Source organism: Croceicoccus mobilis (genome assembly GCF_001661965.1).
Taxonomy (GTDB): domain Bacteria; phylum Pseudomonadota; class Alphaproteobacteria; order Sphingomonadales; family Sphingomonadaceae; genus Croceicoccus; species Croceicoccus mobilis.
In genome coordinates this window covers 220606-235743 of record NZ_LYWZ01000011.1, presented here as the reverse complement: position 1 = coordinate 235743, position 15138 = coordinate 220606, and the positions used below count along the sequence as shown (strand labels likewise).

General features: G+C 63.3%; 18 protein-coding genes. 17 read left to right on the top strand and 1 reads right to left on the bottom strand.

The annotated features are described in order from the left end of the window. Nucleotides 1-55 precede the first annotated feature (55 nt). From A9D13_RS03840 to A9D13_RS03810, 7 genes are all read left to right on the top strand, one after another. Entirely contained in the window at nt 56-982 is a 927-nt protein-coding gene (locus A9D13_RS03840; RefSeq protein ID WP_066770341.1) for an N-acetylmuramoyl-L-alanine amidase family protein, read from the top strand. A gap of 96 nt (nt 983-1078) precedes the next feature. Next, complete coding sequence (locus A9D13_RS03835) at nt 1079-3607, top strand: penicillin-binding protein 1A (protein ID WP_082922075.1); 2529 nt, start codon at nt 1079-1081, stop codon at nt 3605-3607. A gap of 55 nt (nt 3608-3662) precedes the next feature. Next, nucleotides 3663-4214 (top strand): peroxiredoxin, encoded by a 552-nt coding sequence (locus tag A9D13_RS03830; RefSeq protein WP_156521908.1) that lies wholly within the window; start codon nt 3663-3665, stop codon nt 4212-4214. A 164-nt stretch (nt 4215-4378) separates the two neighbouring features. Beyond that, nucleotides 4379-5506, top strand: coding sequence for a peptide chain release factor 2 (gene prfB / locus A9D13_RS03825; protein WP_066770338.1), 1128 nt, complete (start codon nt 4379-4381; stop codon nt 5504-5506). Next, entirely contained in the window at nt 5503-6285 is a 783-nt protein-coding gene (locus tag A9D13_RS03820; RefSeq protein ID WP_066770336.1) for a class I SAM-dependent methyltransferase, read from the top strand. Before prfB ends, A9D13_RS03820 begins: the two co-directional genes overlap by 4 nt. After that, the gene (locus A9D13_RS03815; protein WP_066770333.1) at nt 6282-7688 is read left to right on the top strand and encodes an NAD(P)H-dependent flavin oxidoreductase; all 1407 of its coding nucleotides are present in this window, start codon (nt 6282-6284) and stop codon (nt 7686-7688) included. The genes A9D13_RS03820 and A9D13_RS03815 overlap by 4 nt, the downstream gene beginning before the upstream one ends. Nucleotides 7689-7704: 16 nt before the next feature. Next, nucleotides 7705-8112: a GFA family protein gene (locus A9D13_RS03810; protein ID WP_229665519.1), complete on the top strand. Its 408-nt coding sequence runs from the start codon at nt 7705-7707 to the stop codon at nt 8110-8112. Nucleotide 8113: 1 nt separating this feature from the next. Here the strand turns inward: A9D13_RS03810 and A9D13_RS03805 are convergent, their stop codons facing one another. Further along, nucleotides 8114-9142, bottom strand: coding sequence for a 2-hydroxyacid dehydrogenase (locus A9D13_RS03805; RefSeq protein WP_066770331.1), 1029 nt, complete (start codon nt 9140-9142; stop codon nt 8114-8116). 169 nt (nt 9143-9311) lie between these two features. Between A9D13_RS03805 and A9D13_RS03800 the strand changes: the two genes are divergently transcribed. From A9D13_RS03800 to A9D13_RS21235, 10 genes are all read left to right on the top strand, one after another. Further along, entirely contained in the window at nt 9312-9803 is a 492-nt protein-coding gene (locus A9D13_RS03800) for an SH3 domain-containing protein (RefSeq protein ID WP_066770328.1), read from the top strand. Further along, entirely contained in the window at nt 9782-10684 is a 903-nt protein-coding gene (locus tag A9D13_RS03795; RefSeq protein WP_066770325.1) for a prepilin peptidase, read from the top strand. The genes A9D13_RS03800 and A9D13_RS03795 overlap by 22 nt, the downstream gene beginning before the upstream one ends. A 126-nt stretch (nt 10685-10810) precedes the next feature. After that, entirely contained in the window at nt 10811-11185 is a 375-nt protein-coding gene (gene ndhC / locus A9D13_RS03790) for an NADH-quinone oxidoreductase subunit A (protein WP_066770319.1), read from the top strand. Continuing rightward, on the top strand, nt 11176-11727 hold the full coding sequence (locus A9D13_RS03785; RefSeq protein WP_066770317.1) for a NuoB/complex I 20 kDa subunit family protein: 552 nt from the start codon (nt 11176-11178) through the stop codon (nt 11725-11727). The genes ndhC and A9D13_RS03785 overlap by 10 nt, the downstream gene beginning before the upstream one ends. Next, the gene (locus tag A9D13_RS03780; RefSeq protein ID WP_066770314.1) at nt 11727-12602 is read left to right on the top strand and encodes an NADH-quinone oxidoreductase subunit C; all 876 of its coding nucleotides are present in this window, start codon (nt 11727-11729) and stop codon (nt 12600-12602) included. The genes A9D13_RS03785 and A9D13_RS03780 overlap by 1 nt, the downstream gene beginning before the upstream one ends. Beyond that, complete coding sequence (locus tag A9D13_RS03775) at nt 12599-13810, top strand: NADH-quinone oxidoreductase subunit D (protein WP_066770311.1); 1212 nt, start codon at nt 12599-12601, stop codon at nt 13808-13810. The genes A9D13_RS03780 and A9D13_RS03775 overlap by 4 nt, the downstream gene beginning before the upstream one ends. After that, a complete protein-coding gene (locus A9D13_RS03770) occupies nt 13807-14157 on the top strand; it encodes a nuclear transport factor 2 family protein (protein WP_066770496.1) in 351 nt (116 codons plus the stop codon). Before A9D13_RS03775 ends, A9D13_RS03770 begins: the two co-directional genes overlap by 4 nt. Continuing rightward, on the top strand, nt 14157-14825 hold the full coding sequence (locus A9D13_RS03765) for a complex I 24 kDa subunit family protein (protein WP_066770307.1): 669 nt from the start codon (nt 14157-14159) through the stop codon (nt 14823-14825). The genes A9D13_RS03770 and A9D13_RS03765 overlap by 1 nt, the downstream gene beginning before the upstream one ends. Then, the gene (locus A9D13_RS20410; protein WP_156521907.1) at nt 14825-15001 is read left to right on the top strand and encodes a hypothetical protein; all 177 of its coding nucleotides are present in this window, start codon (nt 14825-14827) and stop codon (nt 14999-15001) included. The genes A9D13_RS03765 and A9D13_RS20410 overlap by 1 nt, the downstream gene beginning before the upstream one ends. Continuing rightward, nucleotides 15001-15135 carry a hypothetical protein gene (locus A9D13_RS21235; RefSeq protein WP_268235850.1) on the top strand — a complete coding sequence of 45 codons (135 nt, stop codon included), beginning with the start codon at nt 15001-15003 and terminating at the stop codon, nt 15133-15135. Before A9D13_RS20410 ends, A9D13_RS21235 begins: the two co-directional genes overlap by 1 nt. Nucleotides 15136-15138: the final 3 nt, after the last annotated feature.

Below are 15138 nucleotides of genomic sequence, written 5' to 3'. Positions count from 1 at the left end.
AGGGCGGCGGCAGGGCGCTTGCCAGCCATGCGCATGCGCGGCTAGCGCTTTTGCGATGCAGGACAGCGGCAATGATGGCGGGGTATTGGATCTGGGCGCGGACCGCCCCGCGTCCGCGCGTCGGGCCAGTCGGCTGAAAACCATGGGCTGGATTGCAGGCGCGATCGTGGCCGGAATGCTGCTGGGCCTGCTTGTGATCGAGATATTTCCGCCCGGAGGTCGCGGCAAGGCGCAATTCGCCGCCCCTTTGCCGGAAAGCCGTCCTGCCGAGCTGCCGCGAATCGTCACGGGCCGTGCGGGCGCAGAGGCGCCGCTGGTGGTGATCGATGCCGGGCATGGCGGTTTCGACCCCGGTGCCAGCGGCCCCAGCGGCGCGATCGAGAAGAATGTCGCGCTTGCCATCGCGGCGGGGCTGCGCGACCGGCTGGTTGAACTGGGCGCGGTGCGCGTGGCGCTGACGCGTGAGGATGACGTTTTTCTCCCTCTCGAAGAGCGTGTCGCCGTGGCCGAGGCGCTGAAGGCCGATCTCTTCATCTCGATCCATGCCGACAGCGCGCCGGTCGAGGAAGCGCGCGGGGCCAATGTATATGTGCTGTCGGGGCGCGCCAGCGACCGTGAGGCACTGGCGCTGGCGCGCAGCGTCAATGGGGATGACGATGCCTATGCCGATGACGGCGGCGATGAGGTTGAGGCCTTGCTGGCCGAATTGGCCCGACGGGAAACGGCATTGGGCTCGGCCAGCATCGCCCGGTCTGTCGAGGCGCGGGTAAAAGGGCGGCTGCCGGTGCACGGGCGCTTCGTGCGCGGCGGCAATCTCGTGGTGCTGCGTTCTGCGCAAATGCCCTCCATCCTGTTCGAGGCCGGCTATATTTCAAGCGAGGAGGATGCCACCCGCCTGACGAGCGAGGAGGGCCGCGCCGCCATCGTATCCGCCCTTGCCGAGGCGATCGTCGCCGATCTGCTGGCGCCCCGGCCCGGATAGCGCGCGGACGGATCGTTTAGTTATCCCCGTTCATCATCGGGTAAGGCTTTTCCGGCTTTTCTCTTTCGCGAACCCCATGCTAGTGCCGCCTCGACCATGGATGCCAAAGCCCAATTGCAGACCTATGCCAGCCGCGCGCGCGGTGACCTTTCCGCGCTGAAGACAGGCTTTGCCCGCCGCTGGCGCGAAAGCCGCCTGTTCAAGGCGTTCTGGGCGCTGGTCGCGCTGGGGGTCATTACTTTCGTCGGCGGCTATATCTGGCTCGGCACCGGGCTGCCGTCGGCCGACCGCCTCCTGACCTATCAGCCATCGCTTCCCACCATGGTGCGCGGCTCCGATGGCGAGATCGTCAACAGCTACGCCCGCGAACGCCGCGTACAGCTTCGCTTCGTGGATTTTCCCGAGCAGCTGACCGATGCCTTTCTTTCGGCAGAGGACAAGACCTTCTGGACCCATGGCGGCGTCGATTACGGTGGTCTTGCCGGCGCGGTCGTCGATTATGTCTCGAAATACGGATCGGGCGAGCGCGCCAAGGGCGGGTCGACCATCACGCAGCAGGTCGCGAAGAACATCCTTGTGGGCGATGAATATTCGGTCACGCGCAAGCTGAAGGAAATGATCCTCGCCCGCCGGATTGAAGGCGTGTTGAGCAAGGAGCAGATCCTCGAGCTTTATCTCAACGAGATTCCTCTGGGCCGCCAGAGCTTTGGCGTGCAAGCCGCTTCACGCGCCTATTTCGACAAGGACGTGGGCGACCTCGACCTGAATGAAGTCGCCTTTCTCGCCATCTTGCCCAAGGCGCCGGAACGTTACGGTCGCGCCCGGTATAAGGACATGGCGATCACGCGGCGCAATTACGTGCTCGACCAGATGGTCGCCAATGGCTGGGCCAGCGAAGCCGATGCCGCCGCCGCCAAGGCGAAGCCGCTGGGCCTCGTCGCGCGCCGGTCCGAGGACTGGGACCCGGCTGCAGGCTATTTCATCGAGGAAGTGCGCCGCCGCCTGCTCGACAAATATGGCGAGACGGACGAGGACGGCCCGAACTCGGTTTACGCAGGCGGCCTTTGGGTTCGCACTTCGCTCGACATGGAAATGCAGCATGCCGCGCGCGATTCGCTGCGGGCAGGGCTGCTGCGCTATCACGGCAGCCGCGGGTGGACTGGCCCCATCGCCACGATCAACATGGACGAGAACTGGCAGACCCAGCTGATCGTTTCCAACCTGTCGGTCGATTACGATGACTGGCGCGTGGGCGTGGTGACCGGGCGCAATGGCGATGATGCGACGATCGGCTTTTCGGATGGCAACGAGCATCCGCTGAACAACCTCCCCGACAGGCTGAAGGCAGGCGATGTCATCGTGGCTTCGCCCGAAGGCGAGGGTGAAGGCGCCAGCTGGCGTGTGCGTACCATCCCCGAGGTTTCCGGTGGTCTGGTTGTGCAGGATCCGCATACGGGCCGCGTGCTCGCCATGCAGGGCGGGTTTGATTCGCGCCTCGGCAGCTTCAACCGCGCCACACAGGCGGAACGCCAGCCCGGTTCGACCATCAAGCCTTTCGTCTACGCGACCGGGCTTGATCAGGGCATGACCCCGGCGACACTGGTGTCCGATGGACCGTTCTGCGTCTATCAGGGCGCGGCGCTGGGCGAAAAATGCTTCCGCAACTTTGCGAACGAGCGCGGCGCGGGTGAACAGACCATGCGCTGGGGTCTTGAGCAGTCGCGCAACCTGATGACGATCCATATCGCCAATGACGCGGGCATGCCCAATGTCATCAACACATTCGAACGCATGGGTATCGGCAGCTACAAGCCCTACCTGTCCTTCGCGCTGGGTGCGGGCGATACGACTGTGCTGCAGCTCGTGAACGCCTATGCCGCGCTCGCCAATCATGGGCGGCAATATGAATCCTCGCTCATCGACTATGTGCAGGACAAGAACGGCAAGGTGATCTGGCGCGCGGACAAGCGCCGCTGCGACGCCTGCAATGCCGACGAATGGGACGGCAAGGCGATGCCGCGCCTGATCCCTGCGGGCAAGCAGGTGATGGACCCGGATACCGCCTATCAGGTGGTCCACATGCTGGAAGGCGTGGTCCAGCGCGGTACGGCCGTGCGCTTGCGCAGTCTCAACCTTCCGATCTTTGGCAAGACCGGCACGACCAGCGGCCCGACCAATGCATGGTTCATGGGCGGTTCGGCCGATCTGGTCGCGGGCGTGTATGTCGGCTTTGACCAGCCGCGCAATCTTGGCGGTTATGTGCAGGGCGGCAATACCGCCGGGCCGATCATCAAGCAGCTGATCGAGCAGACGAAGCCGCGCTGGCCGACCACGCCTGTCGCCGCGCCCGATGGCATCCGCATGGTGCGCATCGACCGCCGCAGCGGCAAGCGCGTGTTCGAAGGCTGGCCCGACATGAAGGAATATGTCCCCGGCTCGATCTGGGAAGCGTTCAAGCCCGATACCGAACCGCGCCGCCTGCAGGCCCGCCAGACTCTGGAAGAAAAGCGCAAGGCCGCCATCGCCGCGATCCGTGCCGCCACGGCAGAGCGTCAGTCCTCCAGCGCGGATCAGGGCGTGGCGATTGACGATACCTTCCTTGAAGATCAGGGCGGCATATACTGACACTAGCTGCAGAGTTGCATTTACTGTTGTGCGCACACCGCCTAAGGATATGCGCATGAACAGGTTCTTCCTCGCAGGCGCACTCAGCCTTGCCACGATCGCAGGCGGCATTGCTGCCGCTCCGGCCATTGCCGCGCTGCCCAAGGGGGCTCAGGCGCCGCCAATCATCACGCGCGGCGCGATCGCCGGAAAGGCGTTCGACTTCACGCTGTCCGATGCGCTGAAAAAGGGGCCGGTCGTGCTCTATTTCTTCCCCAAGGCATTCACGCAGGGCTGCACGCTGGAAGCGCGCGCCTTTGCCGAGGCGATGCCCGAATTCAAAAAAGCGGGCGCAACTGTCGTCGGCATGTCGGGCGACGATATCGAGACGCTGAAGAAGTTCAGCACCGAGGAATGCCGCGACGCTTTCGCCGTCGCGCGCGCAAGCCCCGCGACGATCAAGGCCTATGACGTGCATCTGGGCCGCGAAACCGGCTCGCAGGTCCTGTCCGACCGCACCTCTTTTGTGATCGCCCCCGATGGCCGGATCACCATGGTTCATTCCGACATGGACTGGCGCAAGCATGTCTCGCTCACGCTGGAGGCAGTGCGCGCGCTCGATCACTGACGAGGCTGGCTTTTACCGGACCGGAGGGCGGGCGCCCCGGTCCCGATCGCGGCTGCGAAACGCGCGCGGTTGATTTAGCCGCCTGTCACACTTTCCCATTTCATGGGTGTCCGCTAAGCGGGCGCCAATCGGGGGGCATGCGGCCCCCTACGAGGAGAATTACCATGCGTGCCGAAGGGCAGGCTCTTGTCGATCGCATCGAGGCGTCGCTTGCGTTGATCCGCCAGTCTCTGGACTGGGAACAGGCGCTGCGCAGGCTCGACGAACTCAGCGCCCGGGTCGAGGATCCGAATCTGTGGAACGATCCCAAGCAAGCGCAAGCGATCACGCGTGAGCAAAAGCAGCTTTCCGACGCGGTGAAGGCCGTGAATGAAATCGGCGCCGAAATGTCGGACGCGGTCGAATTCGTCGAGATGGGTGAGGCCGAGGGCGATGAAAGCGTCATCAAGGACGGCCTTACCAGCCTTGAGGCGCTGGCCGCCCGCGCCGATCGCGACAAGGTCGGCGCCCTGCTTTCGGGCGAGGCGGACAGCTATGACACCTATCTCGAAGTCCATGCCGGTGCCGGCGGGACGGAGAGCCAGGACTGGGCCGAAATGCTGCAGCGCATGTATGTGCGCTGGGCCGAGCGGCGCGGCTACAAGGTCGAGATTGTCGATTATTCCGCGGGCGAACAGGCCGGGATCAAGGGCGCGACCCTGCTGATAAAGGGCGAGAACGCCTATGGCTATGCCAAGACCGAGAGCGGCGTGCACCGCCTCGTGCGCATCAGCCCCTATGACAGCAGCGCGCGGCGGCACACCTCGTTCAGCTCGGTCTGGGTCTATCCGGTGATCGACGACGATATCGAGATCGAGATCAATCCGTCCGACCTCAAGATCGACACCTATCGCGCATCGGGCGCAGGCGGTCAGCACGTCAATACGACCGATTCCGCCGTCCGCATCACTCACCAGCCGACCGGCATCGTGGTGGCCAGCCAGAACGACCGTTCGCAGCACAAGAACCGCGCCACCGCGATGAACATGCTGAAGGCGCGCCTTTACGAAAAGGAACTGGCCGAGCGCGAGGCCGTGGCCAGCGGCGAATATCAGGCCAAGACCGAGATCGGTTGGGGTCACCAGATCCGCTCTTATGTGCTTCAGCCCTATCAGCAGGTGAAGGACCTGCGCACGGGCCATGTCTCGACCAATCCGACCGAGGTGCTGGATGGCGCTCTCGATCCGTTCATCACCGCCGCACTGTCGCAGCGCGTGACGGGTGAAAAGGTCGATGTGGAGGACGTGGATTGAGGTCCAGCGCCGCTCTCCTTGCCGTAACGGCTGCCGCGCTGGCGCTTTCGGGGTGTAACATCACCGACGAAAACGACGGCCGGCCGGAAAGCGCGCGCGATTTTCCCCAGGCGGATCGCGCCGTGTCCAGCGCCAATCAGGACGTGACCGTGCCCGAACGCACGCGCGACGACCGGCGCGAGGCTGCGACGGTTATGGATCTCGCCAATATTGCCGAGGGCATGAGCGTTGCCGACCTCGGCGCGGGCGAGGGCTATTACACGACTCGTTTGGCAGAGCGCGTGGGGCCCAAGGGCCGCGTTCTGGCCGAAGACATCGACGAGCCCGTGCTCCAGCGCCTTGGCGCGCGTGTCGAGCGCGAGCAGCTGACCAATGTGTCGATCAAGCTCGGCACCGAGGATGATCCCAAGCTTCCCGAAGACAGCTTCGATCGCATCTTCCTCGTCCACATGTACCACGAGGTGAGTGAACCTTACGCATTTCTGTGGCGGCTGCTGCCGTCGCTGCGCGAAGGCGGGCAGGTGATCGTGGTGGACACGGACCGGGCGAGCGACCAGCATGGTATTCCGCCGAAGCTGCTTTTCTGCGAATTCGAGTCGGTCGGCTTCAAGCTGGCCGCCTTTATACGTCGCCCCGAACTTGCCGGCTATTACGCCCGGTTCGAGGTGGACGGCCCGAGGCCCGATCCGGCCGATATCGTTCCCTGCGTACAGGATGTGGCGGCAACAGATGGCGTGGACGGCGCCAATGTCCGCCCCGACAGGATAGTAAAGACATGACTTTCAAGGGATTGCAGCCGATTAATTATGCCGGACGTGAAGTCTGGCCCCTCATTGAGGGCGGCAAGGGCGTATCTGCGACCAATCACGCCAGCTCCGGCGCATGGGCTGCCGCCGGCGGTATCGGCACGGTCAGCGCGGTCAATGCCGACAGCTATGACGCAGAGGGCAAGATCGTGCCGCAGGTCTATGAGGAGATGACCCGCAAGGAGCGCCACCTCAAGCTGATCGATTACGCCATCGAAGGCGCGGTGGAGCAGGTGAAGCGCGCGCACGACATTTCAGGCGGCAATGGCGCAATCAACATCAATGTGCTGTGGGAAATGGGCGGCGCGCAGGCGGTGCTGGAAGGCACGCTGGAGCGGACCAAGGGTCTGGTCGCGGGCGTGACCTGCGGCGCGGGCATGCCGTACAAGCTGGCCGAGATCGCGCAGCATTACAACGTGCACTATTTGCCGATCGTCTCCTCGGCCCGCGCCTTCCGCGCATTGTGGAAGCGCAGCTATTCCAAGGTTCCCGAACTGATGGCCGCCGTGGTCTATGAAGATCCGTGGCTGGCAGGCGGGCACAATGGCCTGTCCAACGCCGAAGATCCGACCAAGCCCGAAGATCCCTATCCCCGCGTGAAGGCGCTGCGCGAGACCATGCGCAAGGAAGGCGTTTCGGAAGAGACCGCCATCGTCATGGCCGGCGGCGTCTGGTTCCTGCGCGAATGGGACGAATGGATCGACAATCCCGAACTGGGGAAGATCGCCTTCCAGTTTGGCACGCGCCCGCTGCTGACGCAGGAAAGCCCGATCCCGCAGGGGTGGAAGGATATGCTGCGCACGCTGGAGCCGGGCGATGTGCTCCTCCACCGCTTCAGCCCGACCGGCTTCTATTCCTCCGCCGTGCGTAATCCGTTCCTGCGCAATCTCGAAGGCCGCAGCGAGCGCCAGATCCCCTATTCGCGGGTCGAGGCGGGTGAGCACACGGTGCAGCTCGACGTGGGCGTGAAGGGCAAGAATTTCTGGGTCACGCCCAAGGATCGCGACCGTGCCCGTGGCTGGGTGGCAGAGGGCCATACCGAGGCGCTGAAGACCCCCGACGACACCGTCGTTTTCGTCAACGCGACCGAACGCGCCGAAATCCGCAAGGACCAGGCCGATTGCATGGGATGCCTGTCGCATTGCGGGTTCTCTTCGTGGAAGGACCACGACGATTACACCACCGGCAGGCTTGCCGATCCGCGCAGCTTCTGCATCCAGAAGACCCTGCAGGACATCGCCCATGGCGGTCCGGTCGATGAAAACCTCGCCTTTGCCGGGCATGCGGCATACCGCTTCAAGCAGGACCCGTTCTATTCCAACGGCTACACACCGACGGTGAAGGAACTGGTCGAACGCATCCTGACGGGGGATTGATAAGGGAGCCGCGCATTTGGGCCAGACGACGAAAGGTGCCTGCCATTGCGGCACCGTGCAGTTCACCGCCGATGTCGACATGGCATCGGCACGGCGCTGCGATTGCTCGATCTGCCGGATGCGCGGCGCCGTTGCGGTCAGTGCGCCGCTCGATTCCCTGACGGTCACGGCGGGGATGGATGCGCTAACCCTCTACCAATTCAACACGAAGGAGGCGCGGCACTTCTTCTGTTCGAAATGCGGTATCTACACTTTTCACCAGCGCCGCTCCGACCCGACGCAATATGGCGTGAACGTCGCTTGCCTCGAAGGCGTGAGCCCCTTCGATTTCACTGAAGTCGAAGTGATGAACGGCCAGTTCCATCCCCGCGACGGGGGCGGCAACCGCGTGTCAGGCGTGCTGCGCTACACGTCTACAGACTAGATCAGGCATAGCCTTCGATAACGCGGTCGGGCGGGCTGTGGCCGTCGGCCCAGCTCTGAATATTGGCAATGATCTTGAGACCGGCCGCGGTACGGCCTTCCTCTGTCGCGCTGCCTATATGGGGCTGGGTGATGACATTGGGGTGCGCGATCAGCCGTTCGTCGACATTGGGCTCGTCAGGATAGACGTCCAGTCCGGCTCCCCACAGCTGGCCGTTCTCCAATGCCGTAATCATCGCCTCTTGATCGACCAGTTCACCGCGCCCCGTGTTCACCAGAACCGCTCCCGGCTTCATCAACGAGATGCGGCGTGTGTCGATCAGATGGTGCGTTTCGGCATTGGTGGGGCAGTGCAGGGTGACGATGTCGGAAGCTGCGACCAGCTCGTCCACCGTGGCGGCGTAATCGGCGCCGAAAATCCGCTCGACAGATTCGGGCAGGCGGCGGCGGTTGTAATAGATGATCTGCATGCCGAATGCGCGGGCACGATGGGCAACGGCCTGGCCGATACGGCCCATGCCCACGATGCCCAGCCGCTTGCCGCCGATGGAGCGGCCCAGCATGCCCGTCGGAGTCCAGCCGCCCCATTCGCCGTGGCGCACGATCCGCGTCCCTTCACGCATGCGGCGCATCACGCCGATAATCAGAGCCATGGCGAGATCGGCGGTATCGTCGGTGAAAACGCCGGGCGTATTGGTCACGACGATCCGGCGGGCCCGGGCCGCGGCAAGGGCGATGTGATCGGTGCCCGCGCCGAAATTGGCCAGCAGTTTTAGCCGGTCGCCTGCCTTTTCCAGCAGGTCGGGGTCGATATTGTCAGTCACGGTCGGCACCAGCACGTCGCAATCCTTCACCGCTGCCGCCATCTCCTCGTCCGAAAAAGGATGGTCGTCGGAGTTGAGTACCGCGTCGAAAAGCTCGCTCATGCGGCTCTCGATTTCGGGCATCAGGCGGCGGGTGACGATGACGCGGGGCTTGCCCTCGATCCGGCGGGTTGTGGCCGCGGTGGTCATGGAAGGCGAAGTCGGCATCAGGTCTCTCTCAGCATTCGGGGGTGGCAGCCGCGACAGCATTGGCGCTACGCTGCGCGAGGGCGCACGGTCAACCGTTCAATTGGCTAACTGCTGCGCGCATATTGGATGTGCGTTAGCGTGCTGGCACTGCTTGGCGAGGCGGCCCGCCGGGGGTATGGCATAAGGCATGAAGACGCTTCGCTTCCTCTTCCTCCTGCTTGCGCCCGCTGCCATGCTGGCCGCACCTTCGGCGCCTGCGCAGGACACGGACGACGTGCCTTATTGGGCCTCGCTTACCACCGATAAGGCGAACATGCGCGTGGGGCCAGGCGGCAGCTACAGGATCGTCTGGGTATATCAGCGCAAGGGGCTGCCCCTCAAAGTCGTTCGCCGCCTTTCGGGCTGGCGCATGGTGGAGGATCCCGACGGCGAAAGAAGCTGGGTCGTCTCGCGCTTCCTCAGCCGCGAGCGCACCGCTTTCGTGATGGGGGAGGGCAATGCCGAGATGCGGGCCGAGGGCAGCGAATCGGCCAAGCTTCTCTGGAAGCTTGAGCCGGGCGTGACGGGGCGGCTTGGAGATTGTGGCAATGGTTGGTGCCGTTTCTCGGTCGGGGAAGAGGATGCGGCGCGACGCGGCTTTGTGCGCGAGGAACGTCTTTGGGGCGCGGGCGAGCCCTGAGCTACGCCACCGACGATTTCGGCATGCCGTTCTGGTCGCCGCACTGGCCGGTCTATCTGGCATTCGCGGTCGTCGGCGCGGTCATCGGGAGTTTCGCCGGCGCTGCCGCGATCCGCATGGCGCGCGGCGAGGGGGTGGCCCTCGAACGATCGCACTGCGATTCGTGCGGGCGCGTGCTGGGTGTGGCGGAGCTGGTGCCGCTGCTTTCCTTTATTCTGTTGCGTGGTGCGTGCCGGGAATGCGGAGCGCGGATCGACCGCTGGCAGCCGTTCGCGGAAATTGTCGGGACGGGAATCGGCCTTGTCGCCGTCTGGGCCGCAGGCGATTTGCGCGAAGCGGTTCTGCTGACGATCTTCGGGTGGCAATTGCTGGTGCTCGGCCTGTCGGATGCGCGCAGTTTCCACCTGCCGCCTGTTGCCATCGCCGTACTGGCCCTTTGCGCGGCGATCGTGCCGATTTCCGCGCCGCTTGGTGCGAATGACGTTCTGCCCCTGTCGCTGCAGCAGGCGATGGGTGGCTCATTGGGTTTCCTGATGCTCGCCGTGCCCGCATTGGCTTATCGCGCAGTGCGCAAGGCAGAGGGAATGGGTAGCGCCGACCCTGCGCTGTTTGCAGCGATCGGCCTGTGGCTCGGCCCGCTGGGCGTGTGCATCACATTGCTGCTCGCGGCAGGTAGCGGGATCGCGCTTGCGCTGGCATGGCGGCGGCTTCGTGCAGGAAATGATGCAGTGGCGGATCCGGAGTCGGAATCAGTAGCCAATGAATCGGGAAAAGGGGTGGAAACCGGCTTGCCGGACGGGGCGCTGCCACTGGGCGCGCTGCTTTGCCCTTGCGCTTTTCTCACGGCAGTTGCAGGATTTTCAACGTTCAGTGCCGTTTGATCGTCACCTTACCCCATCAGCCCCCTTGCGCATATTAACGCCAGTGCCTAGGGCGCTCTTCGCGGATGCAACGATGTATTCGCATCCTTTCAGTCCGTCGTTTCCGGCGAAGCCAGAGAGGGCCTTTTGGTCGAGCTGTCACAATATCTGCCGATCTTCATTTTCATGGTGATCGCGCTGGGGCTTTCAGCCCTCTTCGTCTTCCTTCCCATGGGTGTCGCCCGATTGACAGGCGCGCATAATCCGGATGCGGAAAAGCTTTCGGAATATGAGTGCGGTTTCCCCGCGTTCGAGGATCCGCGCAGCCAGTTTGACGTGCGCTTCTATCTCGTGGCGATCCTGTTCATCATCTTCGACCTGGAAGCGGCTTTCCTCTTCCCGTGGGCGGTGAGCCTGGACCTGACCGGATGGCCGGGCTGGATCACGATGATGGTGTTCCTGTTCGAACTCATCATCGGTTTTGCCTATGCGTGGAAAAAGGGAGCGCTGGAATGGGAGTGAACGAAACTCTTCCGGCGGCTGCACAGCCCGGAGAAGTCCGCCAGCCGGACGCAGATTATTTCAACGCGCTTCAGACCGAAGTGAACGACAAGGGCTTCCTGCTGACCAGCACGGAAGAGCTGTTCCAGTGGGCCCGCACCGGTTCGCTGTGGTGGATGACCTTCGGCCTTGCCTGCTGCGCGGTGGAGATGATCCACGTGAACATGCCGCGCTATGACATGGAGCGTTTCGGCGCTGCCCCGCGCGCTTCGCCGCGCCAGAGCGACGTGATGATCGTCGCGGGCACGCTGTGCAACAAGATGGCCCCTGCGCTCCGCAAGGTCTATGACCAGATGTCGGATCCGAAATATGTGATCTCGATGGGGTCGTGCGCGAACGGTGGCGGCTATTATCACTATTCCTATTCGGTCGTGCGCGGCTGCGACCGGATCGTTCCGGTCGACATCTATGTTCCCGGCTGCCCTCCCACGGCTGAGGCGCTGCTTTACGGCGTCATGCAGTTGCAGCGGAAGATCCGCCGCGAAGGTACGGTGAAGCGCTGATGGCTGTCGTTCATTCCGCCCCGAAATTCACGTCGAACGACGGTGTGAAGGATGCGCTGTCCGCAGCGCTGGGTTCCATGCTGGTCTCCGCCACGGAAGAGCATGGCGAGGTGCATCTGCGCGTCGTCCGTTCCGAGCTGAATGCCGCGCTGCGCCTGCTTCGCGACGCGCATGAATACCAGCAGCTGATGGAAATCGCGGGCGTCGACTATCCCTCGCGCGCGGAGCGTTTCGAGGTGTGCTACTGCCTCCTGTCGCTGACCAAGAACCATCGCATCGTGGTCAAGACCTCGACCGATGAGGCGACGCCGGTTCCGACCGTGACCGACATCTGGCCAGTCGCAGGCTGGCTGGAGCGTGAGGTCTTCGACATGTTCGGCGTGCTGTTCGCAGGCAATCCCGATCTTCGCCGCATCCTCACCGACTACGGCTTCGAAGGGCATCCTTTCCGTAAGGATTTCCCGCTGTCCGGCCATGTCGAGCTGCGCTATTCCGAAGAAGACAAGCGCGTCGTCTACCAGCCGGTTACGCTGGCGCAGGATTTCCGCAGCTTTGACTTCATGAGCCCGTGGGAAGGTGCCGATTACGTGCTGCCGGGTGACGAGAAGGCAGCCGAAACGCCCGCTCCGCCGCCGGTGGACAAACCGCAGACCACTGACAGTCCCAAGGAAACCGGCGCTGGCGCCAAGACCGACGCGAAGGCTGCGGACAAGGCTCCCGAAGGTGACGCAGGCAAGGATGCCGATGCTCCGGCCCCGACCGAGAGCCGCGACGATCAGCCCAAGCGCGAAGGCAAGACGGCCGACACCGAAGGCGCGACCGAGATCGACAAGAGCGATCCTGACGCTGACGGCAAGGAAGGTAAGGACGCATGAGCATGCAGCTCGAAGAGTCGCCGACCACTGGCGACGAGGTCATCACCAACTACACGATCAACTTCGGTCCGCAGCACCCTGCGGCGCACGGCGTTCTGCGCATGGTGATGGAGCTTGATGGTGAGCTCATCGAGCGTATCGACCCGCATGTCGGCCTGCTTCACCGCGGGACCGAAAAGCTGATCGAGTACAAGACCTATCTGCAGGCGCTGCCGTATTTCGACCGGCTCGACTATTGCTCGCCGCTCTGCATGGAGCACAGCTATGTGCTGGCGGTCGAAAAGCTGCTGAACGTCGAAGTCCCGATCCGCGCGCAGTACCTGCGCGTGCTGTTCGCGGAACTGACGCGCATCTGCAATCACATGCTCAACATCGGCTCCCACGTCATGGACGTTGGCGCGATGACTCCGAACCTGTGGGTGTTCGAACTGCGCGAGGATTGCCTCAACTTCTTCGAACGTGCCTCGGGCGCGCGCATGCACAGCGCCTGGTTCCGCCCCGGCGGCGTGCACCAGGACGTGCCGCTAAAGCTCCTCACCGACATTGGTGACTGGATCGACAAGCGCCTGCCCGAACTGTTCGGCGATGCCATGAGCCTTGTCATGGACAACCGCATTTTCAAGCAGCGCAATGTCGATATCGCCATCGTGTCGAAGGAAGACGCGGTGAAGTGGGGCTTTTCCGGTCCGCTGATCCGCGGCAGCGGCATCGAATGGGATCTGCGCAAGTCGCAGCCTTACGATGTCTATGACCGCATGGACTTCGAAATTCCGGTTGGCACCAATGGCGATTGCTATGATCGCTTCATGGTCCGCGTGGAAGAGGTCTATCAGTCGGCCAAGATCATCAAGCAGTGCATCGCCGAGATGCCGGGTGGTCCGATCTGCTCCGACGACCGCAAGGTTTCGCCGCCCAAGCGCGGTGAGATGAAGCAGTCGATGGAAGCGCTGATCCACCACTTCAAGCTCTACACCGAAGGCTTCCACGTTCCCGCGGGCGAGGTTTACGTGGCGACCGAAAGCCCGAAGGGTGAATTCGGCGTCTATCTCGTCTCCGACGGCAGCAACAAGCCCTATCGCTGCAAGATCCGCCCGACGGCGTTCTCGCACCTGCAGGCGATGGACATGATGAGCAAGGGCCACATGCTGCCCGACGCAACCGCCATTCTGGGCGCGATCGACGTGGTGTTCGGGGAGTGCGACCGGTGAGCAACCTCGCAACCGCCGAGGCCATGATCGCGGCCTATAATGCCCAGGATGTCGACGCCTATGTGTCGTACATGACCGACGATGCCTGCGAAGCGGGCTATCGCGGCGATGTGGTGCGCGAAGGCAAGGAAGGCACGCGCTCGGGCCTTGCCGCCGCTTTCGCCAAATGGCCGCAGAACCACGCCGAGATTGTCGATAAGCAGGCAGTCGGCGATTACGTCATCTTCCGCGAACATGTCACGCGCGGCCCGGCCTCGGACGGATCCGAGCTGGTCGAGCCGTTCGACGTGGTCGCCATCTACAGCTTCGAGGGCGACAAGTGCTCTCGCGTGGAGTTCGTCCGCTAATGGCCGACCGTTATATCGAACCCGAAACCCCCGAAATGCGTGAGCGTTGGGGCAGCTTCACGTTCAATGAAACGTGGGATGCCAAGGCGAAGGCCGCGATCGCGCGCTATCCCGACGGGCGGCAGAAGTCGGCCGTGATGGCGCTGCTCGACTTCGCGCAGCGGCAGGTGGGTGAAGAGACCGATACGCAGGGCTGGCTGCCGATCCCGGTGATGGAATATGTCGCTGTCTATCTCGACATGCCGGTGATCCGCGTGGTCGAGGTCGCGACCTTCTACACGATGTACAACCTCGTTCCCGTGGGCAAGTTCCACGTCCAGCTGTGCGGCACCACGCCGTGCTGGCTGCGCGGCAGCGACGAGATCATGGAGCGTTGCAAGGCGCGCGGCATGAAGAAGGGCCATACGACCGAAGACGGCCTGTGGACGCTGACCGAGGTCGAGTGCATGGGCAATTGCTCCAGCGCGCCCATGGTCCAGATCAATGACGGCAATTACGAGGATCTGACGGCAGAGCGTTTCGACGCCGTGCTCGACGCGCTCGCCAAGGGCGAGACGCCCAAGGAAGGCACGCAGGATCCCGACCGCCACACCGTGGAGCCTGTTGGCGGCCCGACTACGCTGACCGCGATGGTCGGCGAAAATCACGACTATCGGGGTGAGTGGTGATGGCTGCGCAGGATACCCGCAATTACCGCTTTGCCGGCATCGCGTTTCTCGCGGTGGCGCTGATGTTTTTCTACACGAAGAACGCGGCCATGGGCGCGACCTTCCTGGCGTTGGGCGCGGTCTTCGTCGCGCTCTCCCAAAAAGGGGCGCAAAAGGGGAAGAAGGATGGCGAGTGATGGAGCCGTTCATCCCGATCATCGTCGCGCTTGTTGGTGTGATCATCGCGTGGAAAGTCCTCAAAGGCCTCGTGAAGACAATCGCGCTCGTCGCGATACTCGCCGTCGCCGCAATTTTCGTATTCGGAGTATGATCC

Coding starts and splice junctions, on each gene's coding strand:
- A9D13_RS03805 (WP_066770331.1), bottom strand. CDS start 9,142: ATGCCGACTTCGCCTTCCATGACCACCGCGGCCACAACCCGCCGGATC.
- A9D13_RS03840 (WP_066770341.1), top strand. CDS start 56: ATGCAGGACAGCGGCAATGATGGCGGGGTATTGGATCTGGGCGCGGAC.
- prfB (WP_066770338.1), top strand. CDS start 4,379: ATGCGTGCCGAAGGGCAGGCTCTTGTCGATCGCATCGAGGCGTCGCTT.
- A9D13_RS21235 (WP_268235850.1), top strand. CDS start 15,001: ATGGAGCCGTTCATCCCGATCATCGTCGCGCTTGTTGGTGTGATCATC.
- A9D13_RS03800 (WP_066770328.1), top strand. CDS start 9,312: ATGAAGACGCTTCGCTTCCTCTTCCTCCTGCTTGCGCCCGCTGCCATG.
- A9D13_RS20410 (WP_156521907.1), top strand. CDS start 14,825: ATGGCTGCGCAGGATACCCGCAATTACCGCTTTGCCGGCATCGCGTTT.
- A9D13_RS03830 (WP_156521908.1), top strand. CDS start 3,663: ATGAACAGGTTCTTCCTCGCAGGCGCACTCAGCCTTGCCACGATCGCA.
- A9D13_RS03765 (WP_066770307.1), top strand. CDS start 14,157: ATGGCCGACCGTTATATCGAACCCGAAACCCCCGAAATGCGTGAGCGT.
- A9D13_RS03785 (WP_066770317.1), top strand. CDS start 11,176: ATGGGAGTGAACGAAACTCTTCCGGCGGCTGCACAGCCCGGAGAAGTC.
- A9D13_RS03780 (WP_066770314.1), top strand. CDS start 11,727: ATGGCTGTCGTTCATTCCGCCCCGAAATTCACGTCGAACGACGGTGTG.
- A9D13_RS03775 (WP_066770311.1), top strand. CDS start 12,599: ATGAGCATGCAGCTCGAAGAGTCGCCGACCACTGGCGACGAGGTCATC.
- A9D13_RS03835 (WP_082922075.1), top strand. CDS start 1,079: ATGGATGCCAAAGCCCAATTGCAGACCTATGCCAGCCGCGCGCGCGGT.
- A9D13_RS03815 (WP_066770333.1), top strand. CDS start 6,282: ATGACTTTCAAGGGATTGCAGCCGATTAATTATGCCGGACGTGAAGTC.